Origin of the sequence: Cryomorpha ignava, assembly GCF_010686655.1 — a bacterium.
Classification (GTDB): Bacteria; Bacteroidota; Bacteroidia; order Flavobacteriales_D; family Cryomorphaceae; genus Cryomorpha; species Cryomorpha ignava.
The window spans coordinates 1-24784 of record NZ_JAAGVY010000054.1; the positions used below are offsets into that span (position 1 = coordinate 1).

26 protein-coding genes and 1 pseudogene are annotated in these 24784 nt (G+C 39.8%); 11 read left to right on the plus strand and 16 right to left on the minus strand.

Annotated elements, in window-relative coordinates; translation table 11 throughout:
* Positions 1-191: hypothetical protein (locus G3O08_RS18215; protein ID WP_163286886.1), on the plus strand; the 191-nt coding region annotated here is incomplete at its 5' end.
* 355 nt (positions 192-546) lie between these two features.
* Here G3O08_RS18215 and G3O08_RS18220 read toward each other — a convergent pair.
* From G3O08_RS18220 to G3O08_RS18230, 3 genes are all read right to left on the minus strand, one after another.
* Positions 547-1128 carry an LPP20 family lipoprotein gene (locus G3O08_RS18220; RefSeq protein ID WP_163286887.1) on the minus strand — a complete coding sequence of 194 codons (582 nt, stop codon included), beginning with the start codon at positions 1126-1128 and terminating at the stop codon, positions 547-549.
* A gap of 62 nt (positions 1129-1190) precedes the next feature.
* A complete protein-coding gene (locus G3O08_RS18225) occupies positions 1191-2558 on the minus strand; it encodes an LPP20 family lipoprotein (RefSeq protein WP_163286888.1) in 1368 nt (455 codons plus the stop codon).
* Positions 2555-4015 (minus strand): CsgG/HfaB family protein, encoded by a 1461-nt coding sequence (locus tag G3O08_RS18230; RefSeq protein WP_163286889.1) that lies wholly within the window; start codon positions 4013-4015, stop codon positions 2555-2557. The genes G3O08_RS18225 and G3O08_RS18230 overlap by 4 nt, the downstream gene beginning before the upstream one ends.
* A 172-nt stretch (positions 4016-4187) precedes the next feature.
* Here G3O08_RS18230 and G3O08_RS18235 point away from each other — a divergent pair, with 172 nt between their 5' ends.
* Positions 4188-5546, plus strand: a complete 1359-nt coding sequence (locus G3O08_RS18235) for a saccharopine dehydrogenase family protein (protein WP_163286890.1) — start codon at positions 4188-4190, stop codon at positions 5544-5546.
* A 290-nt stretch (positions 5547-5836) separates the two neighbouring features.
* On the opposite strand, the gene G3O08_RS18240 is transcribed toward G3O08_RS18235, so the two are convergent.
* The 6 genes from G3O08_RS18240 to G3O08_RS18265 form a co-directional block, all read right to left on the minus strand.
* On the minus strand, positions 5837-6622 hold the full coding sequence (locus G3O08_RS18240; protein WP_163286891.1) for a carboxypeptidase-like regulatory domain-containing protein: 786 nt from the start codon (positions 6620-6622) through the stop codon (positions 5837-5839).
* Between the two features lie 130 nt (positions 6623-6752).
* Entirely contained in the window at positions 6753-7466 is a 714-nt protein-coding gene (locus G3O08_RS18245) for a tRNA1(Val) (adenine(37)-N6)-methyltransferase (RefSeq protein ID WP_163286892.1), read from the minus strand.
* A complete protein-coding gene (gene rimM / locus G3O08_RS18250) occupies positions 7463-7996 on the minus strand; it encodes a ribosome maturation factor RimM (protein ID WP_163286893.1) in 534 nt (177 codons plus the stop codon). Before rimM ends, G3O08_RS18245 begins: the two co-directional genes overlap by 4 nt.
* 109 nt (positions 7997-8105) lie before the next feature.
* Positions 8106-8891 (minus strand): 30S ribosomal protein S16, encoded by a 786-nt coding sequence (locus G3O08_RS21330; protein WP_163286894.1) that lies wholly within the window; start codon positions 8889-8891, stop codon positions 8106-8108.
* A gap of 189 nt (positions 8892-9080) precedes the next feature.
* A complete protein-coding gene (locus tag G3O08_RS18260; RefSeq protein WP_163286909.1) occupies positions 9081-9299 on the minus strand; it encodes a 4Fe-4S binding protein in 219 nt (72 codons plus the stop codon).
* Entirely contained in the window at positions 9296-10471 is a 1176-nt protein-coding gene (locus G3O08_RS18265) for a geranylgeranyl reductase family protein (protein ID WP_394352329.1), read from the minus strand. Before G3O08_RS18265 ends, G3O08_RS18260 begins: the two co-directional genes overlap by 4 nt.
* Positions 10472-10581: 110 nt before the next feature.
* On the opposite strand from G3O08_RS18265, the gene G3O08_RS18270 reads away from it, so the two are divergent.
* Positions 10582-11601: a formimidoylglutamase gene (locus G3O08_RS18270; RefSeq protein ID WP_163286896.1), complete on the plus strand. Its 1020-nt coding sequence runs from the start codon at positions 10582-10584 to the stop codon at positions 11599-11601.
* 70 nt (positions 11602-11671) lie between these two features.
* On the opposite strand, the gene G3O08_RS18275 is transcribed toward G3O08_RS18270, so the two are convergent.
* Positions 11672-11818: a hypothetical protein gene (locus tag G3O08_RS18275; protein ID WP_163286897.1), complete on the minus strand. Its 147-nt coding sequence runs from the start codon at positions 11816-11818 to the stop codon at positions 11672-11674.
* 267 nt (positions 11819-12085) lie between these two features.
* On the opposite strand from G3O08_RS18275, the gene G3O08_RS18280 reads away from it, so the two are divergent.
* Positions 12086-13936 carry a mechanosensitive ion channel family protein gene (locus tag G3O08_RS18280; RefSeq protein ID WP_163286898.1) on the plus strand — a complete coding sequence of 617 codons (1851 nt, stop codon included), beginning with the start codon at positions 12086-12088 and terminating at the stop codon, positions 13934-13936.
* A gap of 367 nt (positions 13937-14303) precedes the next feature.
* Positions 14304-14945 (plus strand): carbonate dehydratase, encoded by a 642-nt coding sequence (gene can / locus G3O08_RS18285; protein ID WP_163286899.1) that lies wholly within the window; start codon positions 14304-14306, stop codon positions 14943-14945.
* A gap of 215 nt (positions 14946-15160) precedes the next feature.
* Here the strand turns inward: can and G3O08_RS18290 are convergent, their stop codons facing one another.
* Positions 15161-15382: a response regulator transcription factor gene (locus tag G3O08_RS18290; RefSeq protein WP_163286900.1), complete on the minus strand. Its 222-nt coding sequence runs from the start codon at positions 15380-15382 to the stop codon at positions 15161-15163.
* A gap of 215 nt (positions 15383-15597) precedes the next feature.
* On the opposite strand from G3O08_RS18290, the gene G3O08_RS18295 reads away from it, so the two are divergent.
* The 4 genes from G3O08_RS18295 (at position 15598) to G3O08_RS18310 (ending at position 18180) form a co-directional block, all read left to right on the plus strand.
* Positions 15598-16566 carry a T9SS type A sorting domain-containing protein gene (locus tag G3O08_RS18295; RefSeq protein ID WP_163286901.1) on the plus strand — a complete coding sequence of 323 codons (969 nt, stop codon included), beginning with the start codon at positions 15598-15600 and terminating at the stop codon, positions 16564-16566.
* 72 nt (positions 16567-16638) lie between these two features.
* Positions 16639-16812 (plus strand): hypothetical protein, encoded by a 174-nt coding sequence (locus G3O08_RS18300; RefSeq protein WP_163286902.1) that lies wholly within the window; start codon positions 16639-16641, stop codon positions 16810-16812.
* Positions 16813-16846: 34 nt separating this feature from the next.
* Complete coding sequence (locus G3O08_RS18305) at positions 16847-17653, plus strand: SDR family oxidoreductase (RefSeq protein WP_163286903.1); 807 nt, start codon at positions 16847-16849, stop codon at positions 17651-17653.
* Between the two features lie 206 nt (positions 17654-17859).
* Positions 17860-18180, plus strand: coding sequence for a phosphoribosylpyrophosphate synthetase (locus G3O08_RS18310; RefSeq protein ID WP_163286904.1), 321 nt, complete (start codon positions 17860-17862; stop codon positions 18178-18180).
* 59 nt (positions 18181-18239) lie between these two features.
* On the opposite strand, the gene G3O08_RS18315 is transcribed toward G3O08_RS18310, so the two are convergent.
* The 4 genes from G3O08_RS18315 to msrB all read right to left on the minus strand — a co-directional run bounded on the left by G3O08_RS18315 (position 18240) and on the right by msrB (position 20472).
* Positions 18240-18623, minus strand: coding sequence for a DUF3037 domain-containing protein (locus tag G3O08_RS18315; RefSeq protein ID WP_163286910.1), 384 nt, complete (start codon positions 18621-18623; stop codon positions 18240-18242).
* A complete protein-coding gene (locus G3O08_RS18320; RefSeq protein ID WP_163286911.1) occupies positions 18610-19383 on the minus strand; it encodes a HipA family kinase in 774 nt (257 codons plus the stop codon). The genes G3O08_RS18315 and G3O08_RS18320 overlap by 14 nt, the downstream gene beginning before the upstream one ends.
* Positions 19384-19486: 103 nt before the next feature.
* The gene (locus G3O08_RS18325; protein WP_163286905.1) at positions 19487-19810 is read right to left on the minus strand and encodes a peptide-methionine (S)-S-oxide reductase; all 324 of its coding nucleotides are present in this window, start codon (positions 19808-19810) and stop codon (positions 19487-19489) included.
* Positions 19811-19815: 5 nt separating this feature from the next.
* Positions 19816-20472, minus strand: a complete 657-nt coding sequence (gene msrB / locus G3O08_RS18330) for a peptide-methionine (R)-S-oxide reductase MsrB (protein WP_163286906.1) — start codon at positions 20470-20472, stop codon at positions 19816-19818.
* A gap of 137 nt (positions 20473-20609) precedes the next feature.
* Here msrB and G3O08_RS18335 point away from each other — a divergent pair, with 137 nt between their 5' ends.
* Together G3O08_RS18335 and G3O08_RS18340 are read left to right on the plus strand one after the other, a co-directional pair.
* Positions 20610-20909 (plus strand): hypothetical protein, encoded by a 300-nt coding sequence (locus G3O08_RS18335; protein ID WP_163286907.1) that lies wholly within the window; start codon positions 20610-20612, stop codon positions 20907-20909.
* A gap of 5 nt (positions 20910-20914) precedes the next feature.
* A pseudogene (locus tag G3O08_RS18340) lies at positions 20915-21697 on the plus strand (MBL fold metallo-hydrolase).
* A gap of 292 nt (positions 21698-21989) precedes the next feature.
* Here G3O08_RS18340 and G3O08_RS18350 read toward each other — a convergent pair.
* A partial coding sequence (locus G3O08_RS18350) for a dockerin type I domain-containing protein (RefSeq protein ID WP_204336937.1) occupies positions 21990-24784 on the minus strand: 2795 nt, incomplete at its 5' end.

Below are 24784 nucleotides of genomic sequence, written 5' to 3' on the forward strand. Positions count from 1 at the left end.
TGCTTGAAATTCTCGGAAAGAGCAAATCACAAATTAAAGTGTACAGAAATGTGCTGGAGAAAAAGAAATTCAAGTTCAACTATCACACCCACATCTATGTAAACTCACGAAATAAAACATTTCATTATGTCTACGACCTGGCATGGATGGTCTTTTCGGATGATGAAGTATTGATTATTCGAAAACGTTAGGTCTCACTTTTTTAATTGTTTTATAAAATCACCCTTTTGAAAGCATGGATTCTCTAAAAGTATCAATTTCCTAAAAGTATGGATTCCCAATGAACTTTCTTACATTAAATAAAATGAAAACGACAAGGCATCAGCGAGAACCGCACCAAAACTTAAAAAGCGTGAAATCCATCCCGCTATAAAACCAAAAATCCGATAAATTGATGATTCATAATGACATTTATCGTCATTACCTTTAGCAAATCGCACAAAAATAAAAAACCAATCACTAAACACCAACAGCCGCCGGGGACACTAAAACCCACAAAAAAAAAGCCGCTTCTCAGCGGCTTTTCAAATCTAAAAAAAGAAAATATTACTTTTTCATTTTATTCATTTCCTCATTAAAAGTCTCTTTAAACTTCTCGTAATCATAATCAATTTTCAACTTTTCATCGCTTCCCAGTCGCTCGTTCATTGCAGAGATTAAATCTTGTCCGCTAAGCTCAAGTGCTACATAATATTTATAGTTTCCGCTGTCAGTTACCTTTACCGCCTTTTGGCAAATGGTTTTTGTGCCTTTGAGTTCCTGATTGATTACTTCGCGGGTTAGGCCTTCAAAGCGTTCTTCCACTTCTTCCTTATTGTTCATCTCACGCGAGTTTACGTAGTTGTCAATCGTTCCTTTAATGGTAGTGTTAATGGCAGAAGCGAGATCTGCACGTGCATTGCTAAGCGCCTTCTTCTTGGCTGTAGCCTGATCCATACTTTCGCCAAGACCATTGGCTCTAAAAAATTCGCCATTGCTAAAAAACTCTTCTCCACTGCAGTATTCGCTTATCAATACTTCTCCTTCAGGAGCTTTTATATCCTTGTTTTTCTTGCAGCCGGTCAATACGGCAATCGATAAAAATGCCAGTAAGGCAAATCGGCTAATGTTGTGTCGTTGTAAATTCATGATGGTTTTGTTTTATTGTTTAGATATTTGTTTTCAGAAATTGTGCCAAAGTTGTAATTATTTTAAAACAAGTCGTTTACAAGGGTTCTAATGAGTTCAGATTCTATATTTCGGGTAAAGCTTTGATACGCTTTCAATCCAGCTTTTTCAAAGTTTAAATCTACACCTTTCATATTATTCTTACTCACTTTGTAACGGCTTTCGCCAGAAATAGATTCGGTAACTTCAATATTTACAGTCAATACCGATGTGTAAAAACCCTGTTCTGTCCCTGATTTTTTGGTATCTGCATCCAGTTTTAGTATAATGTCGGCACTGGTTTTGCTGTTTGCAAAGGTTATACCCCTGCGTCCGAGCGAAGTAATAATCGCTGATGCAATAGGTTCACTATCCATACTTCTGCCGAGATTTTCTTCTTTCGAAATCAAATAAACAGAAGGTGGCTTGTATATAATTGCTTTCTGCATATCCGTACCACGCATCGTTTCAGTAAGCTTCTTCATAAACTTGTCTGTTTGAAATGGCTCAAACATCAATTCTGTATCTACGCTTACGCGAATGGAGTTGTCACCTCGCTCTTTGTCAGCTTCAATTACCGAAATTGTGGCGCGCCCATCGGCATTGGTGGCTACTTTTCCACGATGGCGACCATACGTGCCAAAATAGTCATAAGCCAGGGGCACAGATTCTAGTGGCGCACCACCCGATGTCGTCACCAACAAATCTGCCTTCGTTTTAAACGAATTTTGAAAACTGAGTTCAATCGGACTTTCAAACTGGATTCTCGCTTGGTTTAGTTGATCTTTTAAACCCGTAAACAGGCTATTGTCAAGCAGAATAGTATTTCCCTGATAGGCTACGGTATTGTCTTCATTCCAGAAGTTCTCCAATGCCTGCAAGCCCCGCAGATAATAATCGACTGATATGGCATAACTTGAATTATTTCGAGCAGATTCGGCTTTAGCCAAAAAATCTAGTGCGAGTTGCTGGGCCGTATTTTTCTTTGCCTGCAACTTTTCGGCGTAAGCCAATTTATTTAATCTATAATAAACCCAATAGCTATTTCCATCTTCCCAGGTATCCACAATTTCAAAATCTTCCAGATTCAAATCGGTTCGGGTGCGGATTGATTCTTTAAATTCCTGTTCAAATTTCGCATTTGTCTCCAGCGTGTATAAAAGCGAATTGGAATTAACGTTCACCTTTATTTCCGATGCCAAATCGCTCAATGCATTTTCTTTTGCTGTGCGCTGATAATTCGTGCCCACCGTTTTTGGTGCCACACCTATACCTGTGTAATAGGCAGAGTTTAGCGGCCTGCTGGCGACCCAACCCGGCGGAGGGGGCTCCTGAGTATTTCCTGCAGTTTGCTTATTGGCGTTGCAACCCAATAGAACCAAGACGATAAATAATCCGATAAACGCTCTCATAGTTTGTTTATCTGGTTAATCAAATCTTGTGATAGAGCATTCGCCACAGCAGCGTATGCCTCATTAGAAAGTTGCTCTACAGATTTTATTTCGCGTGAAGCGCGCATAAGGCTTATAAGCTGATTCCGATCCCGGCTTGCAGTAATCACGCCGTCTTTTCCGGCCGGATAAAGGCTCTTAATTTCACCTGGATATACCCCGTAGTAAACCTGTGAATCTAGATTCTTATTCACCACTTTTGAAAACAAAACTTCTCCAGATTCAAGCGAAATAGCCTTGTATTGAAACGAGATTGAAACCTCATTGGTATTGTAATACTCCTTGTAAGAAACTGCTTTATAGCGAGTTTCATAGTAATTCCTGTCCTCTTCCTTGTTGTACAGCTTTACCTGATATCCTTCATAAGCTTCCTTATCGCGGATTACCATTCTGCCCGGCTTTTGGGAATATGATAAAACCGTTCCGGTAATTATAGCCTTGGCGCCAAGCAAGTTACCTACTTGTGCCGCTGTCTGCTCGTTTACTACACCACTCAAGCTAAGACGCTGCTCTTGCAGAATCATCTCCATATTCTCGCGCTCAATAATTTTTAAAAACGGATCGTTGATAGAGGCGAGGTCGGTAAGGACAAATGCCTGAACTCTTTTTTCTATATCACGCTTGCCACTGGCATTGTCAAATGGCACTACGGCAACAGGATATTGGCCTTTGTCAAGACATTCGCTGCGCAGAATAGAAACGTCCTTATAATTTGGATCGCGGTTGTAAATTCCATCAAATTCGTAATAAGCTTTTCGGTATTCGCGATTGTCGAAAAGGGTAGTGGCGCCAAGATAAATTGGCTCATTCTGCGATACATTTTTAAGCTCTTTTACGTCTTTATAGTTTGGTTCAAGCCTTGTTAATTCGCTAAAAACTGAATTGGCCTCGTCAAATTTTTTCTCAGCCATGAGATCATTTCCGCGGTTGTAAAGACGTTTTAGATATACGCTCTTGGCTTCTTTAAAATCATCGGCGAGATAATCAGGTGCTGTTAGTGAAATACCCAGTCTCTCTATTTTTTCTCGGTAGGCGAGGGCATCCAAATAGCTGTAAACAGCTTTTTTGTGGTCGTCAATGGTTTTTGCCCGCGAAAATTCGGCTAGTTTATCGTTCAAAACGCGTTGACCGGTAGAGGTGAGGCCAATACGCGCATCTACATTGTTGTTGTTTTTTAAAAGCGAATTGTAGTAAAACAAGGCTGCGTCGCTGTAAAGTCCGGCTTCTTGCAATTTACCACCTTTCTTAGCCAAACCTTTAGAACCATTGCAACCTGCTAAAATAAAACCGCCTATAAATAAAATAGCCAATCCAATTGAAAGCTTAGGTCTTAGCCAAGTGTATTTACCATTTGCAAAAGCATCACCAAATGCGGTGAAACGATAAAAGAAAAACTTAATTTGTAGCTTTTTAATCATGGCTTTAGGTTAGGCGAAAATAGATTTTGAAAGGGTATATTACAAGTGATGTGCCAAATTAGAAAATGAACTTTTACATACGGCTTGTTGAAAAAGAAGTTTTGCGCATTGTTTTCCAGTGTTTACAAAGAGTTCTACCTTCGCGCCTGCACAGCCAAAAAGTGCGTTATTGATGAAAAAGATATTGGTTATAGGAGCCGGGAGATCGGCCATCGTTTTAATAGATTATTTATTGGATCACGCAGCAGCTGAAAACTGGCATATTACTGTGGCTGATGCCGATGTGGCACACGCCAAAAAAATGATAGGTAGTACCAATGCCGCATCTGCCGTAGAGCTCGATGCCACCATTGATGCGCAACGCGCTGCACTTATTGAAAAGCACGATTTGGTTATAAGCATGTTGCCGGCCTTTTTGCATACCCTCGTAGCAAAGGATTGTCTGGCTTTGAAGAAAAATCTGGTTACTCCGAGCTATATTTCTGACGATATGCGCAAAATGGATCAAAAAGTAAAAGATGCCGGTCTCATTTTCTTAAATGAGCTTGGTGTAGATCCCGGGATTGACCACATGAGCGCCATGCGCTTGCTGGACGATATGCGCAGCAAAGGAAAGGAAATTACCTGCTTTGAAAGTTTTACCGGCGGACTTGTAGCTCCAGAAAGCGACAACAATCCATGGAATTACAAGTTTACCTGGAATCCGCGAAATGTGGTTCTCGCAGGCCAGGGGGGAGCTGTGAAATTTAAACACAACGGCAAGTTTAAATATATTCCCTACCAAAAAGTTTTCAGAAGAACCGAGGTGATCGAAATTCCCGGATACGGACTTTTTGAGGGCTATGCCAACCGCGATTCGCTAAGCTACAGAGACTTGTACAATCTGGAAGGGGTGCCAACCATTTTTCGCGGAACCTTGCGACGCAAAGGGTTTTGCCGCTCATGGGATATTTTTGTGCAAATAGGCATGACCGATGATTCTTATATTATGGAAGATAGCATGAATATGACCCATCGCGACTTCACCAATAGCTTTTTGAAATACAACGAGCACGACAGTGTAGAGCTTAAACTTCAATACTACATGAAGCTCGATCAGGATGGCGATGTATTTGACAAATTGCAATGGATTGGAATTTTTGACGATGAGCCCATTGGATTAAAAAAACCGGGAACTCCTGCTCAGATACTCCAAAAAATTCTGGAGAAAAAATGGTCTTTAAAGCCCGGCGATAAAGATATGATTGTAATGTGGCACAAGATTAGAACGCGCGATAATGGAGATGCTGCCGAAAAGGAAATTCACTCAAGCATGGTCGTTATTGGCGATGATGAGCCCCGCACGGCTATGGCCAAAACTGTAGGTCTTCCTATGGCAATAGCTGCAAAATTGGTTCTTAATGGTACCATAACCGCACCCGGTGTGCACGCTCCCGTTACCAAAGATATCTACGAACCCATTCTAAATGAATTAGAGAGTTTCGGAATCCGTTTTGAAGAACGCGATATGCCGGTGAGTAGTAATGATTGAGTTTTTAGTGTTTAGTGTTTAGTGTTTAGCTTTTAGTTTTTAGTTTTTAGTGTTTAGTTTTTAGCTAGGCTTTAGGTCACTATTCCTTTGGTCCGGTAAACAGAGATGGGCATTGAGCAATAAATCCATTCATCCTAAAAATCCCCTGAGACAGAACCACTAAGTTAACTTTGGGGTCTAAACTCCATCTAAATTGCGTTAGTTGAAATGGAGAGTTCTTTGGCGCTAATTGCTAATTGCCAATTGATAGTGCTAACTGCCAATTGCCAATTGCTAATTGCCTATTGAAACTAAGGAAGCACCACAGAAGCCATCCCGCCAGGCAGTGCCGATAAATTTGGAAAAGTCATTACGCTATCGGCAACCACTTCAAGATTAAATGACACATCGCCGTAAATAGCTGCGTAAATCGCATCTCCAGAGCTAAGTCCCAAGCTTGTAAACCACTCGTTATTATATGTTTTGCTTATGGCCGCTGTGGTAGTCGCCTCATACTCCTGATAAATGTAATTTGTAGGAGATACATCTTCATCTTCGCCTATAAAAAGGCGGTACCCTTTTGCCTGTCCGGTAGGAGGGGGAGCCGGAAGCATCGTTGCCGAAAGGTTAAGCGTATAAACAGTGTCTTGCCCAACGGGAGTAGAATTAAGAGCAAGCTCAAAATCTGTAAAATCGGTAAGTGGAAGCTTCGTAATGGTTACTGATGGTAACTTTTGAAATCTATTATCAAGTTGATAATTTGGGTTGGTATAACTCAATACAATATCGTCTCGTACAATTGTGCTGTAGCCTTCTTTGCTGTATGTTATAGTGTATGCACCTACCGGAGCGCCCGCGAGCTGCCAATTACCTACATTGTCGGCTACTACTTCAAAATCTCGAAAACCAACTTCCAGAAATACTTTAATTCCACTTCGCTCATTGTAGAGAGGCTGTTGAAATTCATTTTGAACGTTAATTTTACCTTTTAATCCCGACCCGTCGCCAAAGTTATCTGATGGGTTATCATCTTTGCAACTGGTTAAAGATGAAACTAATAAAATCAAAACTAAAGCATAATTTCTCGCTGCTGCCATTGGCTAAAATTTCAAAACAATTTGGTGCAAGATAAGATAATTCTCGCGAAGTGTTTTATACAATTCAAATATAATGGTATTCCTTAATACAAAATTCCACTTCCAAATAATTATAGTTCACAAACCACTTTTAAAAACTTAGGTAAAATTCGCGGGTCAATTCTCTGTATGGCTTGCTGTAATTGTGCCTGCCGTTTTCTTCTATTATTAGCTCTTCAATTAGGGTGGTTTGCCTTTCGGCGAATGAATACTCAAAGAGCATGCGGTGAGCTGGTTTTTCGGGGGTGGGCCGCACTGCACACAAGCGCGAAGGGATTAATCCGACGACCGATGCGGCATGATCAAACTCTTCAAAAGAATCTATGGGATAAATCCCCGACAAGACCCCCTTTGGGTTTAAGCAGTTCATAGCTGCTTCCGCAAATGCGCGAGGACTAAAATCATCAATATGCCTGGCCATAGTTCTATCGGCATCAGGAGTTCTCAGCGAGTTTTTAAAAAAGGGCGGATTTGCCACAATCAAATCAAATTTTTGATCAGTGGCCTTAAAAGTGTTCAAATTAGCTTTATGGAGAACAATTCTGTCATGCCAATCAGAATTTTCAAAATTTGGAGCAGCATCTTGTATAGCACGGTCATTTGGCTCGATGGCTGTAATGCTTAAATTGCTATTGCGCTGCGCGAGCATGAGGGCAATAAGGCCGGTTCCGGTGCCAATGTCAAGAGCTGTTTTTGCGTTTTCGCACGTACACCAGGCGCCAAGTAATACACCGTCGGTGCCTACTTTCATAAGCGCATATTCCTGGCTAACTGTAAATTGCTTAAATGTAAAAGGTTTGCTCAAGCCTTGTTAATATCGAGAAGATCTTCAGGCACATCAATATGAATTGTTTTTGCCTTTTTATCAACCTGTTTCACAAAATTGTCAATTAGAGGAATCAAAATCTCATCCGTATTCTGCATTACTTGCAAAAGTGGATTGTTGTTGTAATCGAGCACTTTTTCTACAATGCCTACTTCACCCTGCGTAGCGTCAATTACCGTCATACCTATTAAATCGTGCAAATAATACGCATCGTCTTTCAGCTTTGGCAAATCTTCAAGCGGAAGATAAATATCGTTTCCGGCCAGCTCATTTGCCGCATCTTGATTGTCAACTCCTTCAATTTTTAAATGTACAAAATTTTTGTCTTTTAAATTTACTGTTTCCAAAAAAAAGGGAGTTAGTACACCGTTTAGTTCAACCAATATATGGCCGAGCTTTGCGTATTTCCTGGTGTCGTCCACATCAAAAAAAGCAATTAAGCCACCTTTAAAACCTTGCGTTTTGCTGATGTAGCCCAGTTGGAAGCAATTATCTTTCGAAATAATCATAAAACGGTTTGAATTAAGTATTCACAATTCGGATCGTAGTAATTAAAAAACCCCTGGCAAATCATCAAGAACGACATAGCCAGGGGTTTTAATATCAAGGTTAAGAAAATTATTTTTTCTCTTCTTCTTCTTCTTTTTCAGCAGGAGCTTCTTGTGCTTTAGGCTCTTCAGCTTTTTCTTCTTTTGCAGGAGCTTCTTCTTTCGCTTCAGCTTTAGTCTCTTCTGCTTTTTCTTCTTTTGCAGGAGTTTCTTCTTTTGCTTCTACTTTTTCTTCAGCTTCAGATACAGTTTCTTCGGCTTCAGCCACAGTTACTTCCGGGTCTTTGCCTACTATTGCTTTCGCTTCTTCGCTTGGCGTATCAGCTACAGCTTCGGGCGTATCGGCTACCGCTTCTGGAGTGTCAGTTGCTTCTGCAGCTTCTTCTTCAACCGGTGCTGGAGCGTTTGCGGCAGCAATTGCAGCGCGGCGTGCTTCATTTTTCTCAGTTTCAGCTTGCATTCTTTCAGCAGCAGCTTTGGTTTCAGCAGATGCAAGATTAGAGACTTTATTCTCTATTTTATCTTGTTTCTCCTTCGTCCAAGCTTCGAAGCGTTTTTCGGCTTCAGCTTCGTCAAAAGCACCTTTTTTAACACCTTTCATCAGGTGATTTTTGTAAAGCACACCTTTGTAACTCAATATAGCGCGAGCTGTATCAGTTGGTTGTGCTCCATTTTCGAGCCATTTTACCGCTCCATCCACATCCACTTCAATGGTTGCAGGGTCGGTGTTTGGATTGTAAAATCCAAGACGCTCAATGTACTTTCCGTCACGCGGTGCGCGAGCGTCCGCCACTACTATGTGAAAATAAGGATGTCCTTTTTTTCCTTGGCGAGATAATCTAATTTTTACTGGCATATGTTGTTATTAATTGTTGTGGAGTTCGAAACTCCTATCATTAATTTAGGGGCGCAAAGATCGTTTTATTATTTCAATTGTGGAAATAATTTTTGATTTGTTTTTGCAATATTTCACAGGCATTGCATGCAATATTGTACAGACGTTGCATGCAACGTCTCTGCGGCAAGCAACATCTACCCTGATTTATTATTTGTGCGGATTTTCTTGGGCCGCCACAACCAAATGCGATATGGTACTCACCGGACAAATATCTTCACATTTCATACAGGCTATTTCACAAGGTGTATTTACAGCTATTGTATCAAAATCGCTTACAAAACCTGCCGGTTGAGGACAAACAGCTATGCAGGCACCACAGTTTATGCATGCATTCCATCCTATATCAAAAATCACCGGCTTTTTCATATCTTTTTGTAATCGCTGTTGGGACTGAAATAATTGCCCATCGTTTCAAATAATTTCTTGTCCTGAATAGTGATATCTTTTTCTTTAAAAATCTTCTTTTTCACATCGTAGAGTTTCCACATTTGATTGCCAAAAGCCTCGAGCCAATTGTCCTGATATTCCGCAAGATTTTTTTCAGAATTATCATCGCCTGATGGCAAATGCTTAATGAGAAACTCTGCAGCTACCGTTCCGCCACTTAGGGCAGTATGTATTCCGCCGCCGGTTATAGGATTTACATGCCGGGCGGCATCGCCAACAAGAATAATATTTCTGGCAAATTGCTTTTTCAAAGGCGAAGCAAGTGGAACGCCTCCACCTTGCACTTCAAGTAAACGCGCATTCTTAAAGCGGTGAGAAAGGAACGAATTTTTGATAAAACGATCCAGATGGACTTGCGCATTTACATTGGTGTAAGGCGCAATAATTCCCAGACCAATTTCGGCATATCCATTTCCTTTTGGAAAAACCCAACCATAGCCGCCTGGCGCAGTTTGACTTCCGGTTATTAATTCCAAAAGGCCGTTAGTTTCTACGCCATCAACCACAAATTGCAGGCAACTAGCAAGCTCTTTTAATTTAATGTGTGTTTTGATTCCAGCCCACTTTCCTACCTGAGAGCGCAAGCCATCTGCTCCGATAATTATTTCTGTCTTTACCCGCTCAATCTTATTGTAATGTTTTATCGAAATAATTACGTCATCGCCAGCCTGCTCATAACCAATAGCTTCAGCCTTTAGCCAGGCTTTTGCTCCGGCTCTCTCGGCTTGAGTAAGCAAGTAGCGGTCAAATCGCCTTCGGTCAACTACGTAGCCCAGCGGGTTTGCGCCTTCCTGAGTTCCATAGACATTTGGCTTAAGCTTGCGATAGTCAATTTCTTTTTCGCCGCCAAGGCCATTCATTATTTTAAACCCATAAATAGGCTCGTGAATAAATTCAGTATCAGGTTCTACACCGTTCTCTAAAAGAGCATGGCGGCTTACAGCACCGCTACATTGAATGGGCGAGCCGAGCTCTTGCCGTTTATCTACAATTAGGACAGAAAAACCTGCGGCAGCTACTTTTCGTGCTACCGTACTTCCGGCGGGCCCAGCACCGACTATAACAATATCAAACTCCATTTGGGAAACCACCTGATCTTTAAAATTCTAATATCTAACAGAAAGTCTTCGCTATTGTTGATGGCTGATGCAAATGTTTATATCAATAGAATCTCAATCGCTTACCTTTGCTATTTTTAATTATGAAAAAGTATCTCAAAATATATACACATGCCGATCTAGCTCCCTATGAAAATGTGCGTAAAGGGGCGGTGGTATGGAGCAAGAATATTACTTTTTTCTCTCCTGATATTGACCTTGTGGAACAATTGCGGTCTACTAATTCTAAATACATTCTCTTTGGAATTACCGAAGATGCCGGCGTATTGGCAAACCACGGACGCCATGGTGCAGATAATGCCTGGCGCGCTACACTTAATGCACTGCTAAATGTGCAGTACAATAGATATAATAGGGCAGAAGATGTTGTTTTGCTCGGGAATCTCGATTTTTCAGAATTGCTAAATGAGCTAAATCTTAAGGCAGGTTACAACCCGGCAGATTTGCACCAAACTGTTTGTGAAATTGATGATGTAGTAAGTATACTTGTAGAAAAAATCGTAGCTGCCGGTAAGATTCCAATTGCAATTGGTGGCGGACATAACAATGCTTATGGAATGCTAAAAGGTTCTGGGAAAGCTTTGGGTACAGCAATGAATGCCATAAATATTGATGCTCATGCTGACCTGCGTCCTCAGGAGTACCGACATAGCGGAAACGGATTTACTTACGCCTATGACGAAGGTTTTTTAAAGCGCTATTTTATTTTTGGATTGCACGAGAATTACATTTCCGAAGCTATTTCGAAAAAGATTGACGAATGGGCCGAGCATGTGGAGTACAATACCTATGAGCAGCTGGAAGTGCGATGCGAAAGAAACTTTTATTCAGAAGCACAGCGGGCACTCAAATTTGTTTCAGACAATAATGCCTCTTTCGGATTGGAAATTGATTGCGATGTAATGGAAAATATTCCAACTAGTGCGCTTACACCTTCAGGTCTCAGTGTAGAGCAGGTGCGCAGGTTGAGTTATCTCTTTAGTAGAAATGAACAACTTAAATACCTACACATTTGTGAAGCAGCACCCGATGCCGGAAAACCCGATGAAATGATTTGCGTGGGAAAACTAATTGCTTACCTGATTACAGATTTTGTGCGCTAATAAAAAAATGAACAGCCAAAATCATGAAAATCAACGACTATAGTTGATTTCCTAAAAAGCATTCGGCTTATTAAAGATGACTCTTCTTAACCTTAAAAACCAATTCGTAGTCTTGCTCCATTTTTTCAATGCCTCCATTAAGACTATTCATTGTTTTTTTTGTTCCGGATTTTACGCGATCCTTAAGGCTGCCTATTCTACTTCTGGTTCTTTTCATGGGTAATTTGTGTTGTGGTTTTTAAGATATGCGAACTGTTTGCCATTAACGTACCAGTAATAAATGTAAATTTCTGGTGATGATATAAGGGTCAGTTTAATAGAGGGTTATACATCATAAATACTTTTTTAAATTATAATCTTGGTGTATGAGACTGTGGACTTTTTCCACACATCATGGTAAAGTGTTGTAGAGAGACCTCAAAATATTATTGGTTGTAGTTCCGCGTTTTTTAATCATATTTGAAACCAATTTACTGTCACATATATGAATAATCTCCTAGGGTCTTTATTTGTTATCTTCTATTTACTTGCTTCGTCCATCTCTTCAGGTCAGGAGTTAAAAGTGGAAAATCTTGATAGTAGCCTTACTTCTAATCAAAATCGGACGGAGCAGCTAATGGAATTTTCAGACTCTATTCAGCGTATTGATAGTCTACGCGCCGTTGCACTTGAAGAAGAGATTGACAGGCTTCAAAATTCAGAAATAGTGCGTAGGCAAACTCTTCAGGCCAAAATTGATTCATTAAATAGAAGGAAGGCAGAGCAAAAAATTATGGTTCAGCATCAGGTTGATTCCCTGCGGGCAGTAAATCTGGGCGTACCATTGATTTTAAATGATGATACACTTTTCTACATATACTCAAAGCTGGGACCTTTTGGACCGTCGCAACGTGCAGAAAGTATAGCACATAAACTGAAAATGCTCGGAGACAGAGATGATTTTGATCCAGATAAACTCGTAGTAACAACAGGAGCCGAAAGTGATGACATTAGTTATGAGGAGATTATTATACTGAGTGTTACAGATACTGACGGTTTTTGGATAAATGAGGCACGCGGCAAAATAATCCAGACCTATAGGGAGCAGATTGTTGAAAGCCTCGCAGCCTATAGAGATCACTTTGGCGTTTATAACAACATGAAACGATTTGGTCTTCTAATTTTGGTTTTTATTATTCTCTTTTTGGGAATAAAATATATGAACAGAGGTTTTACTGCATTGAATATAAGGCTTGTAGAACGAAGTAGCAAGTACATTTCGGGGATTAAAATTAAACAAATTGAAGTGCTGACTCCTGAAAGAGAAAAGCAAGTCTTACGTCTGGTTTTAAAAGGTATAAAATGGATTTTGATAATCCTTATCGTATATATCGCGCTACCGACGATTTTCAGCATTTTTCCGGCAACCGAAAATCTGGCAAATCAATTGTTTGGATACATTATAAATCCTGTAAAATCTATCGTTCTTGGGTTTTTGGGATATATCCCCGAAATGATAACCATTGCGGTAATAATCGTGGTAGCTTACTATGTAACGCGTTTCTTGAAAGTGGTGGCACGCGAAATTGAGAATGAAAATATTGTGGTACCGGGCTTTTATGCCGATTGGGCCAAGCCCACATTTAACTTGGTGAGCATAATCATTTTTGCCTTCTCGTTTATTGCTATTTTTCCGTATTTACCCGGTAGTGATTCGCCTGTATTCAAAGGCGTAAGCGTGTTTTTAGGGATACTCATTTCCTTAGGCTCAACAAGTGCGGTTAGCAATATTATCGCCGGATTGGTTATAACCTATATGAGACCATTTAAGCTGGGCGACCGCGTAAAAATTGGGGATACTACCGGAGATGTAATGTCAAAAAATTTACTTGTTACCAGAGTCAAAACTATAAAGAATGAAGATATTAGTATTCCAAATTCGGCAATTCTTAACGGAAGTACGATAAATTATTCTTCGAATGCCGATTCCCTCGGTCTCGTTTTGCACAGTACTGTAACTATCGGCTATGATGTACCGTGGCGAAAAGTGCATGAATTGCTGATTGATTCCGCCACAAATACAGAATATATCAGCAAATATCCGGCTCCATTTGTTCTTCAGACCAGCCTGGATGATTTTTATGTAAGCTATCAGATTAATATGTACACAAAACAGGCTGGTTTTTCTTCAAAAATTTATTCTGAATTACACAGCCGAATACAAGATAGTTTCGCGAATGCTGGAGTTGAAATCATGTCACCGCATTACCGCGCCGAGCGCGATGGTAATGACATGGCTATTCCTAAAGGCTTTAAACCCGGCGCTGATCCCAATGATATTAAACCTAAAAATTGAGAGTGAAAATATTTTTTGATTTGCTTAACCGATTGAATATCAGTGTGATATATTTATTTCGTAAAGAAATTTGGGTGTTTTTACTGTATTTTTTTTAAACAATTTTCTTTTAAATTGAGTTATGACCCTAATATTATGTCCTAAATTTATATGTATTGAGCACTTCTCGTAAAAAATATCTTTTAGAAAATAAATGTCGCCATATCCTCTGCGGTAATCGGCAGTCACATTTGATTCCCTCCACTGAGATTTTCAAAATTAAGCCTATATTTCATCGTGATTCTAAGAATTTAAGTATATTGAGTGCGCGTACTAATAGAGAAAACAAAATAATATACCGAATTAAAACTAAACTTAAAAAGAACATATGCCTGATTTTTATCAACAACTAATTCTAAACAACCGTAAATGGGTAGAAACAAAATTACAGGAAGACAGCGATTTCTTTAATAAACTCGCTTCGGGACAAAAGCCTCCGCTATTCTGGATAGGCTGCGCCGATAGCCGGGTACCTGCAAATGAAATTACAGGCACCCAAGCCGGCGAGGTATTCGTACATAGAAATATTGCGAATATGGTGGTGCATTCTGATATGAATATGCTCAGCACGCTCGATTATGCTGTAAACGTGCTTAAAGTGCAACACGTAATCGTATGCGGCCACTACGGATGTGGTGGAGTGGAAGCAGCAATGGGAAACCAGCAATTTGGGCTTATTGACAACTGGGTTTTACACATAAAAGATGTTTATCGCATTCACCACCTTGAACTCGACGCAATTACTAACCGCACAGAGCGATTCAAACGATTTGTGGAACTGAACGTAATTGAGCAGATTAATGGACTTGCTCATACCTCTATTATTCAAAATTCCTGGAAAGAACGTCAACGACCGCATCTGCATGGTTGGGCTTACGACATACACAACGGCCTTATAAATGACTTGGGTGTTACCGTAAGCGATAATTCAAACTTTAGATCGGTATATAAATTAGACCCAATAGACTAAAATATAAAAATCATATTACAAAAAGGCGAAACTCGTTGTTTCGTCTTTTTTGTTAATAGGTTGTTTTAGTATTAACTTTTAGGTTCCGTATGCAAACGAGTAATGGTTTTTTCTCGTAAACATTTTCACCATCACAAAATGTTTTCAATTCCCCTTTGTACTTTAAGCTGTGCCTATAAAAACTATTATCTATGCTCTTATCGGAAAACGAATTCTCATTGTATTAAGTTTTTTAGAAGGGCATAGCGCACCAGTCCTGCTATATTATTTACATGCAGCTTACGCCGAATGTTGTTGCGGTGTGCGCTAACAGTCCGTGGACTAATATTTAGCACAGTACCAATATTTGTATTTGAATAGCCCGTAGCTATTAGCTGTAAGATTTCTATTTCCCGTGTGGTTAATTTGGGATCATTTACTTTGGTTGTGTTTTCCATAGTTTATCAATAATGGTTTGTTATGCAAATTAACGTATGGAAAGGGTTGAATTAAATACGGCGTTAACCGTAAAGTACTAAGGTGAATAGCGTAAATTCATTGTAATCACAAATGGGAAACTTGAATAAATCGGTGTTTGCAATTCAATAAATAGTATCTTGATGTTTTTTCTATGAAATAACGGATCACAACGAATTAACCAAAAACCTACACAATGAAAAATACTCTCAAAATTGCAGGCTTCTTTTTCTTGACAATTAACTTTTGTCAGGGACAAAACTTAGTTCCAAATCCGGGGTTTGAGATTTATTCAAATGAGTTTTGCGGAATAATGTGGTCGTCTGAGTTTAACGGCACAATGATTGACTGGATAAATCCTAGCGGTGGTGCTCCCCAGGTGTTTTTCACAAATAACGCTGACACATGTTACAATCATCAACCAACAAGTCTTTATGATGGGCCAATAGGAATAAAAGGCAGCCAAATTCCGCACAGCGGAAATGTTATGGTTGGTCTCTGGCTGTACACAATTTCCGATTTAAACCAAAGACAATATGTGCAGACCGAATTAATTACACCAATGATTGCAGGACATACATACCGTGTTGAATTTTATGTGTCGTTAGCAGACTCTATGGAAAAATCTATTGATAAAATTGGGGCATATTTATCTGCATATCAAATTAATTCAGGTAGTTCGGATCCATTAAATTATTCACCGCAAATTGTTGCAGAAGACTTTATTGACGATGCGGTTAACTGGGTTCTAATTTCTGATACTATTTGGGCAGAAGATGATTACGCGTACATAACCATTGGCAACTTTTACAACGATAACGCTACAAATACAATAGAAAACCCTTTGAGTTCAGGTGCTCCCGGAACTTATGGTGCATTTTATTTTCTTGATGACGTAAAAATTGAAGAGATTAATACAACAGGCACGAATGAGATAAATGTAAATGACTTTTCAGTTTTTCCCACCATGGTGATCGATGAGTTGACAATTACCCTTTTGAAAAAAAGTTCTATAAACATATACAATTCCTTGGGTCAAGTTGTGTTTTCAAAACAACAAAATAACGGTGTTATAAAAGTTAATATGTCAGGTTTTTCAAAAGGGGTTTATATCGTTTCTATTCAAAATAATAACGGGTTTATTTCTCGGAAGGTAATAAAGTGATTTTGTGACTTTTATGAATTTCAGAAGAGAGGGAATATAGGAAAAGGAGTAATAAATCTCATTATTGAAGAGATGCGTGTGGAATTCGTAAAGCGATTTCCTATTTCAGTTACATTTACTAATCCGGTAAATGAAATTTCATCCCAGGCACATAAAAAAATTGGATGGGAAATAATTGATAGATTTGAGTTAAATGGAAATAAGTATTTAAGGCTTGCTATTGAAATGAACGAATCTGTTTTGTGAGAAATAGATTGAATAAAAATCTCAAATATTGAATATGAATAGCTTTCAGAATAAAGTAGTTTTGATAACCGGCGGGGCTTCGGGAATTGGTAGAATAATGTGCCGCTTATGTCTGGAGCGAAATGCAACGGTGATTATCTGGGATTTGAACCAGACAGGTATTGACGAAACTATTTCCGCGTTTTCGGTAAAGGGTAAAATCACTGGTTATCAATTAGATGTCTCAATCATAAGCCAGATCAAAGCTTCGGCGGAAAAAGTAAAACACGATATCGGAACCGTAGATATCTTGATTAACAATGCGGGAATCATTGTTGGCAAGTTTTTTCATGAGCATTCTACTGAAGATATTTTAAAAACAATGGAAATAAATGCCATCGCTCCAATGACAATAACTGGAGAATTTCTGGATGATATGATTGCACAAGATTCCGGTCATATTTGCAATATCGCCTCTTCAGGCGGATTAATTTCCAACCCTAAAATGTCGGTTTATGCTGCAAGCAAGTGGTCGCTTATTGGATGGTCTGACAGTGTTAGACTTGAAATGAAACAGCTGAAAAAGAACGTGAACGTAACTACTATTATGCCATATTACATCAATACCGGCATGTTTGACGGAGTGAAATCTAAACTGCCCATTCTCAATCCCGAAGCGGCTTCACTTACAATTATTACAGCCATAGAAAACAATAAGAAGATGGTAACACTGCCTGGATATATATACCGTATCACGCGTTTATCTCAAGCAATTCTGCCCATTAATTGGTTTGACTGGATTGCCGATAGCGTATTGGGCATCTACAAAACGATGGAGCACTTTACGGGACGGAAAAAATAGCTTTGGATCAATCAGATCCGTTTAACCTTACTCTTTTCAAAGGAATCATCGACGAATACAAAATAGCCAATAAAATCCTTTCTTCATTTTTGCCGCAACATCGAGCCGATTAATTCATAAAATAATGAGTAACTTTGATCAAAGCGAGTGGGAACTGTCACTACTCTCGCTGCAATTTTTGCAACGCAATATAAATCTTTCTTAAAATGACACACAAAGGATTTGACACTTCAAGCCAGGCAATTAATGATTTAGTAAAACGCGGCTATACTGCTAATTTATCGCTTTCTGCTGAAAAGGATTGTCTCATATGTCATTCTCCAACAATGGAGCTTTCGCCAGATGATTTTGAGATTGATGAAGTTTACCGATTTGATGGTATGACAAACCCTTCAGACGAATCGATTGTGTATGGTATCTCGTCAAAAAAGCACGAAATAAAAGGAGTTATCGTAAATTCCTATGGTGTATATGCCGATAGAGCTAAATCGCAGATTGTGAAGAAACTAAATGATCATTCAAATTAGCCCATCGCTTTCTTGATTGACTCTGAAAAAGTAAACAAAAAGAGAATTACTAATTCCGGTTACAAAACCATTTCCTTAAATAGTCTTTCAAAAGTTGCATCTAAATCGCGACTAGATCCTACATGAGGTCTGGATGTTTGAATGGATGAGCTACGCATGGCAGTAAGCCATCGGAAGCGGGAGGGAAGATCATCATGCGCCATCGGGCCACCGCTCTTATGGCCAGAGCAAACTGCACTGAAAGATTGTAAATTTTGACTAATCTCCTGCAAATCCAGTTCAGAATCAAAACAAGATAGTTTTTCTTCATTTAAAGATGTGCGCGCTTTGAGATATTTCGCTTCTTTGGAAAACAAGATAAGACCCACATTCAGAAACTCATGCCTTTCAACACGGGGCACAAGTCTGATAATCGCGTATTCGTAAAACTTAGGCTCGTGCATTTTTCGCTTCATTTACAAAGGTTTCAGAATGCACAAGGCGCCCTGTAAGAAATTGAAAATAGACTTCTCTAATTTCCTCTGGTTTCAAATCTAAATCTTCCCACTGCAACCAGTCGTCAGGAATCAGATTTACAATTTCGCGTAATTTTTCAGCACTTAGTTTTAATTTAAAATCGGTATTCACCGCATCCAATTCAGAAGCTGCAGACAAGAGCACATGGTCTTTTATTAGTTCAAAGGCGCTTGTTGAATGCTTTTCCCAATTATCCCAGCTGTGATGGAAGTAAAATGTAGCGCCGTGATCAATAAGCCATAATTCTTTATGCCACATGAGCATATTTGTATTGCGCACCGTTCGGTCAATATTAGTGGTATAGGCGTCCAGCCAAACGATTTCAGAAGCGAGTCGTGGATTGACTTCCCCAGCAGCAGGGTCATAAGTAATAGCGCCGGAAAGAAAATGGAGCCCCAAGTTTAATCCTTGGCTCTTTTTTAATAAATCCTGTATCTCTTCATCGCCTTCGGTTCGTCCAAAAGCGGGATCAAGATTAGCAAAAACCAGCTCTGGGACACGTAAACCCAAAGTGCGGGCTATTTCTCCACCAAGTAATTCTGCAATCAATGCCTTTACACCATGGCCGGCACCGCGAAATTTAAGAACGTATTTAAAATCATCGTCAGCCTCGGCGAGTGCAGGCAATGAACCGCCTTCACGCAATGGCATGATGTATCTGGTTACGGTTACGGTGCGAAGCTCCATTGGTGTCAATAAATTAATTTTGGTCAAATATCATCATCTTTTTTAAAACAAAAGCACCGCCTAAAAACGACGGTGCTTTCTATTCGTATTTTAATGCAGAAAATTAAACCGGTGTAGCCGATTTTAATTTTGATTGAAATTTATCTCGTAACTTTTTGAGCTTTGGACTAATAACCGCTTGGCAATAAGCTGCCTCACTGTTGTTGGCATAATACTCCTGATGTTCTTCTTCCGCTTCATAAAACACATCAAAGGGTTTTACCTCGGTTTGAATCTTTTCAGGGAAAGCGTCTTTATACTCGTTAAGAACAGCCTCGATCTCTGTTTTTTCCTGTTCGGTTTTATAAAAAATCACACTTCGGTATTGCGTTCCTACATCTCCTCCCTGACGGTTTAGCGTAGTAGGATCATGCGTTAGTAAATGCATTTCTATCAACTCCTTAAAGCCAATGNNACTTCAGGATCATACGTTAGCTCAATTACTTCGGCATGACCGGTGCGACCACTGCATACTTCCCGATAAGTCGGATTCGCAATATTTCCACCACTAAAGCCACTTTTTACATCCAGTACGCCACTCAATTCAGAAAACATCGCCTCGGTACACCAGTAGCATCCGCCACCAAATACAATTTTATGCTCACTTTCGGCAACTCTTTCAAGAGCTACAGCATTCATACAATAGCGCAAACCACTGGGTTCCGGGCCATCAGGAAATACATGTCCCAAATGCGCATCGCAAGTACTGCAGGTGGTTTCAACCCGCACCATACCATAGGCGGTATCTTTAATGTAGTTAATTACATTTTTCTTTAATGGCTGCGTAAATGACGGCCATCCCGTTCCACTCTCAAATTTTTCATTTGCATCAAAAAGCTTGGTTTTACAACAAACACAAGCGTAAATACCCGGCTCAAACTTACTGCACATATCAGAACTGTGAGCTTGTTCAGTGCCCTGTTGCCTTGTTACTCTATACTGCTCCGTGGTCAGAATGGCTTTCCACTCTTGCTCCGTTTTCTCAACGCGTTTATCGGGTTTCGCATTGCCGTTATTTGCGTACTTTATGATATCAATCCACTTATCCATTTCTATTTTTTTTAAATCTTTTATACGCTTAAACAACAGATCAATATTCGGGTTGTTTAACTCTAATTTAAATCAAAGTTAGGTCCTCTCAACTTGTCTTCAGATCACTATTTCCTTTTACCATATTGAATTTAAGAATGAGCCCTATCAAATCATTTGATGCCAATAGAATACTTTTATGCTTTTTACAATACCCAATACCCAATACCCATTACCCAATACCCAATACCCAATACTCAATACTCAATACCCAATACTCAATACCCAATACCCAATACTCAATACCCAATACCCAATACCCAATACCCAATACCCAATACTCAATACCCAATACTCAATACTCAATACTCAATACCCAATACCCAATACTCAATACTCAATACTCAATACTCAATACCCAATACACATTACTCAATACTAAATGGAGTTTGGCTTGAGCAATATGCCCGGACTTCTCAAAAATCAATTTACCAATACGGAAGGTCGCCGCCCAAATAATGCCCTTGAGGTTTCTTCTTTCGATTCCATTTCATGGCAAAACGATGGCATCCAAAATAAAATAATCTGGTTTGGGCATTCGGTTGCCCTGCTAAAAATTGGTGGACAGAATTTCCTTATAGATCCTTTGTTTGGAGATGATACTACTCCTGTGGCGCCTGTCAAATCAGCACGGTATAGTAAAAACACACTTGCTATTATTGATCAGCTTCCGCCAATAGATGCGGTGTTTATATCGCACTATCATTATGATCATCCTGATTATAGGAGCATCAAAAGGCTGAAAGAAAAGGTAAATCATTTTTTTGTTCCTCTAGGTGTAGCAAGGCATTTAGAGAGGTGGGGAGTGTCTTCCGAGAAAATCATGCAAATGGACTGGTGGGAAGAAACGAATATTTCAGATGTCGTTATAACTTTCGTACCATCTCGGCATTTATCCGGTCGCGGCCTCACTGATAGGTGAAAGTAACTTTGTGGTGGCTATACATTTATATCGACTTCAGAACGTATTTATTGGAGTGGCGATAGCGGATATGGGGCTCACTTTAAAGAAATAGGTGAGAAATTGGGGCCTTTTGATTGGGCCTTTGTGGAATGTGGTCAATTCAACAAACTTTGGCACGCTATCCACATGTTTCCGGAAGAGTCCGTTCAAGCCGTAATCGATGCCAGGGCATCAAGAGCGGGACCAATTCACTGGGGTGCTTTTACTACTTGCGCTTCATGATTGGAAAGAATCTGTATAGCGATTTTCGCTTGAAGCAAAGAAGAAAAATTTAAGTAGTGCAATGCCTGAATTGGGTAGGGTATTTAATTTAGATGGCTTGCCTTCCGGCGAATTATGGTGGAGCGAAGTGGAATGACCATTTCCATCCTTTTGCTTCAGCCAAATCTGTGAATATGGGTTACTTCTTAAATATTATTTCAGAAATGTATTATCATTCAGAATATATTTCAAAAAAGAAAAGGAGCTGCACAAGTGCAGCTCCTTACTTTTTATTGAGTTTAAATCAATAATTCTATTCGGTTGGTAGCGCAGAAGCTCCTGAAGCTTCAAATTTATCGCCTATCATACCAAATCGATTGTTGATTATCGAAACATCTATAATTCCGATATTTCCATCGCAATTCAAATCTGCAAGGAAGTTAAAGTTGCTATTTCCGGTTACAGAACCAAAGCCAGCTCCAAGAGCAGAAATATCAAGAAGGTTTACACGGTTGTCATTGTTAATATCTCCGAGTAGGACCGACTCTGTTGTTAAAATGTTCAAGCCTGGAACCAATGTTACGTCTTCGCTTAGCACGGCAAGTCCACCATCTACTTTAAATAGAATGTCGTATGTTCCGGCAGGGCATTCATTGGTTAAAGCAAAACTACCATCGTCATTAAGCGTCTCTACGAAAGTACTGATCACTTGATTCCCATTAATATCATATTTCATCAGTTTTACGGTTACATTTCTCGCAGCACAAGTGGCATTCCAATTTGGAATGGTACTCGTTACTATTGCATTTGCCATAGGAGTTCCTACACAATTACACTCTCCATCAAGTACATCATTCACTGTAGTATCATCTCCATCGTCACATGAGTCGCCGATATTTCCTTCAAGAATTGGACAGTCGAAACCTTCGTTTGGAATACATTCTAACGAAAGTGTAAATGCAGCTGTTCCTGAATAATCAAATAGTCTGATTGTGTAAGTTCCTGCTGCCAGAGCGAGCAATTCTACTTCTTCAATACTTCCTGAATCTGAACAACCCAGACTTGTAAAATCATCACAAGAACCTGAATAAACAAATAATACACCATCAAAACCAAATGATCCTGCTGGTTGACCTAAGCTTACATTATAGTCGCTTGTTCCATCTGCTTCGAAAGTATAGAATAAATCTCTCGCATCAGATGAACTGGAACCACTACATTCTGTGTCTAAACCAGAAGCTGTTGCTCCAGTAGTATTTCCAACTAATGTATCACCACAAGCTATTGCTGCTGCATCTGCACAATCATCATTTTCAGGTGTTAAATCCGGACAAGAAGCTTCACCTAAGCTAAATTGAACACTGCCTGAAAAACCGCCATCTAAAGTGAATGGTCCTGCTACGACTGATCCGTTAGAGGAAAGAGTGAATTCTGCACCATTCCATCCATCTCCAAATGAATCGGACAGATTAAGTACATAGCAGTCATCTTCTAAACACAAGCTGCCTTCTGTTGGAGCACCACCACTTGCTACTACATTCTCGGTTAAATCTGTAAGTGTCCAATCAATCTCATTAGGAAAACCACCGCCGGTAACCACTAAATCATATTCAATGAATTCGCAGGTCGTCGGTGCACAAGGTAGAGTTGTTACAGATAGCTCAAATGTTCCCACGTTAGAACCGTATCCGTCAACCTGTATATAGTAGTCCAATCCAGGTGTTAACGTACTGCAAGGAATTGTGATGCGTGACATTAAGCCTGATCCACCATCGTCATTACAAGCGATCACCTCTCCTCCACAAGCGTCAAATAATTGTAACTGAGTGTCATTATTTGTTCCCGCAAATGTTTCAATGACTATTTGCTGGTCGGGATCTGGTGCTGTAAAGAACCACCATAGATCTGACTGTGTTGCAGTTTCACTGAATTCGCCACAATTAATAACGATATCGTTGCCAGTTGCAGACGTATTATCTCCCGTAACGGGATCAGAATCTACAAGAATTTCTAATGCTCCTGCGCACTCATCATTATTCGGCAATACAATTGGTGTACCCGCACATACACAGTCCGTTCCAACTATATCACCTGTTGTTGTAGGGTCTCCATCGTCACAAGTATCGCCAATATTAGCGAGAGCTTCAGGGCACTCGAACTCAACACAAGTTATAGCGAGAGCAAAATCTCCAACATCACCGGAAAATCCATTTATAAAAATGAAGTATTCAGTTCCAACTGCGCCATCAAATGTGACTTGTGAATTATTTCCGGCACCACATGCGCTGAAAAGATCATCATTACCGGTAACACATACCAAGTCATCACATAATCCTGTATAAATATTTAATTTGGTGTCATAATCAGAACCACAAAGGCTAACTGTTGTTTCAGCTCCTGTTCCAATCAAAGAGTACCAAACACCTGGAGCGCTTGGTGTTGTTCCACAAAATCCAATAGGCTCATTGTCTGATGTCGCGAATTCTGTTGATCCTGAAACTGAACTCGCACATTCAAGACGAATCGCATCACAAGGAAGATCATTAACTGGTATCAGACTCTCGCCTGCACAGTTACAATCTTCACCGATCACATCATTCACAGTTGAAGCATCACCATCATCACAAGCATCCCCAATGTTTGCTTGGAGAGCAGGACAATCGTATACTGGAGGACAAATGAGTTGAGTAAAGCTATTTGAAAGATTACAAGCCGGATTTGAACCTTCAATAGAAGCAGTAACTGTAACACCAAAAGGTACATTATTAATAATGCTTACAGACGCTCCTTCCAGGAAGGAAATTAATGCAACCGGATTAACAGGTACAGCATCAGATCTTGTTAGGTAAATGGTAATAACGCTACTTGTACCAAAATCTGAAAGAAGAGCAGAAACATCATAATTGTCAGCCTCACAGTCATTTGTTACAGTAAAGTCAAAATCAGGAACTGTACAAGAGATGATTGTTCCGGCACATTCACAATCCGCACCAACTACGTCGTTTTCAGTGTCAGCATTTCCATCATCACATGAGTCGCCGATATTTGCTTGAAGGGCTGGACAATCATAAATGATCGTTCCGGCACATCCGCAATCCGCACCAACTA

Bases quoted from the DNA above. Each gene is read 5' to 3' on its own strand.
- G3O08_RS18260 (WP_163286909.1), bottom strand. From the start codon at position 9,299: ATGAAAAAGCCGGTGATTTTTGATATAGGATGGAATGCATGCATAAAC.
- G3O08_RS18280 (WP_163286898.1), top strand. From the start codon at position 12,086: ATGAATAATCTCCTAGGGTCTTTATTTGTTATCTTCTATTTACTTGCT.
- G3O08_RS18270 (WP_163286896.1), top strand. From the start codon at position 10,582: ATGAAAAAGTATCTCAAAATATATACACATGCCGATCTAGCTCCCTAT.
- G3O08_RS18315 (WP_163286910.1), bottom strand. From the start codon at position 18,623: ATGCACGAGCCTAAGTTTTACGAATACGCGATTATCAGACTTGTGCCC.
- G3O08_RS18230 (WP_163286889.1), bottom strand. From the start codon at position 4,015: ATGATTAAAAAGCTACAAATTAAGTTTTTCTTTTATCGTTTCACCGCA.
- can (WP_163286899.1), top strand. From the start codon at position 14,304: ATGCCTGATTTTTATCAACAACTAATTCTAAACAACCGTAAATGGGTA.
- G3O08_RS18310 (WP_163286904.1), top strand. From the start codon at position 17,860: ATGACACACAAAGGATTTGACACTTCAAGCCAGGCAATTAATGATTTA.
- G3O08_RS18325 (WP_163286905.1), bottom strand. From the start codon at position 19,810: ATGCATTTACTAACGCATGATCCTACTACGCTAAACCGTCAGGGAGGA.
- G3O08_RS18275 (WP_163286897.1), bottom strand. From the start codon at position 11,818: ATGAAAAGAACCAGAAGTAGAATAGGCAGCCTTAAGGATCGCGTAAAA.
- G3O08_RS18320 (WP_163286911.1), bottom strand. From the start codon at position 19,383: ATGGAGCTTCGCACCGTAACCGTAACCAGATACATCATGCCATTGCGT.
- G3O08_RS18235 (WP_163286890.1), top strand. From the start codon at position 4,188: ATGAAAAAGATATTGGTTATAGGAGCCGGGAGATCGGCCATCGTTTTA.
- G3O08_RS18220 (WP_163286887.1), bottom strand. From the start codon at position 1,128: ATGAATTTACAACGACACAACATTAGCCGATTTGCCTTACTGGCATTT.
- G3O08_RS18300 (WP_163286902.1), top strand. From the start codon at position 16,639: ATGCGTGTGGAATTCGTAAAGCGATTTCCTATTTCAGTTACATTTACT.
- G3O08_RS18295 (WP_163286901.1), top strand. From the start codon at position 15,598: ATGAAAAATACTCTCAAAATTGCAGGCTTCTTTTTCTTGACAATTAAC.
- G3O08_RS21330 (WP_163286894.1), bottom strand. From the start codon at position 8,891: ATGCCAGTAAAAATTAGATTATCTCGCCAAGGAAAAAAAGGACATCCT.
- G3O08_RS18240 (WP_163286891.1), bottom strand. From the start codon at position 6,622: ATGGCAGCAGCGAGAAATTATGCTTTAGTTTTGATTTTATTAGTTTCA.
- G3O08_RS18305 (WP_163286903.1), top strand. From the start codon at position 16,847: ATGAATAGCTTTCAGAATAAAGTAGTTTTGATAACCGGCGGGGCTTCG.
- G3O08_RS18290 (WP_163286900.1), bottom strand. From the start codon at position 15,382: ATGGAAAACACAACCAAAGTAAATGATCCCAAATTAACCACACGGGAA.
- G3O08_RS18225 (WP_163286888.1), bottom strand. From the start codon at position 2,558: ATGAGAGCGTTTATCGGATTATTTATCGTCTTGGTTCTATTGGGTTGC.
- rimM (WP_163286893.1), bottom strand. From the start codon at position 7,996: ATGATTATTTCGAAAGATAATTGCTTCCAACTGGGCTACATCAGCAAA.
- G3O08_RS18335 (WP_163286907.1), top strand. From the start codon at position 20,610: ATGAGCCCTATCAAATCATTTGATGCCAATAGAATACTTTTATGCTTT.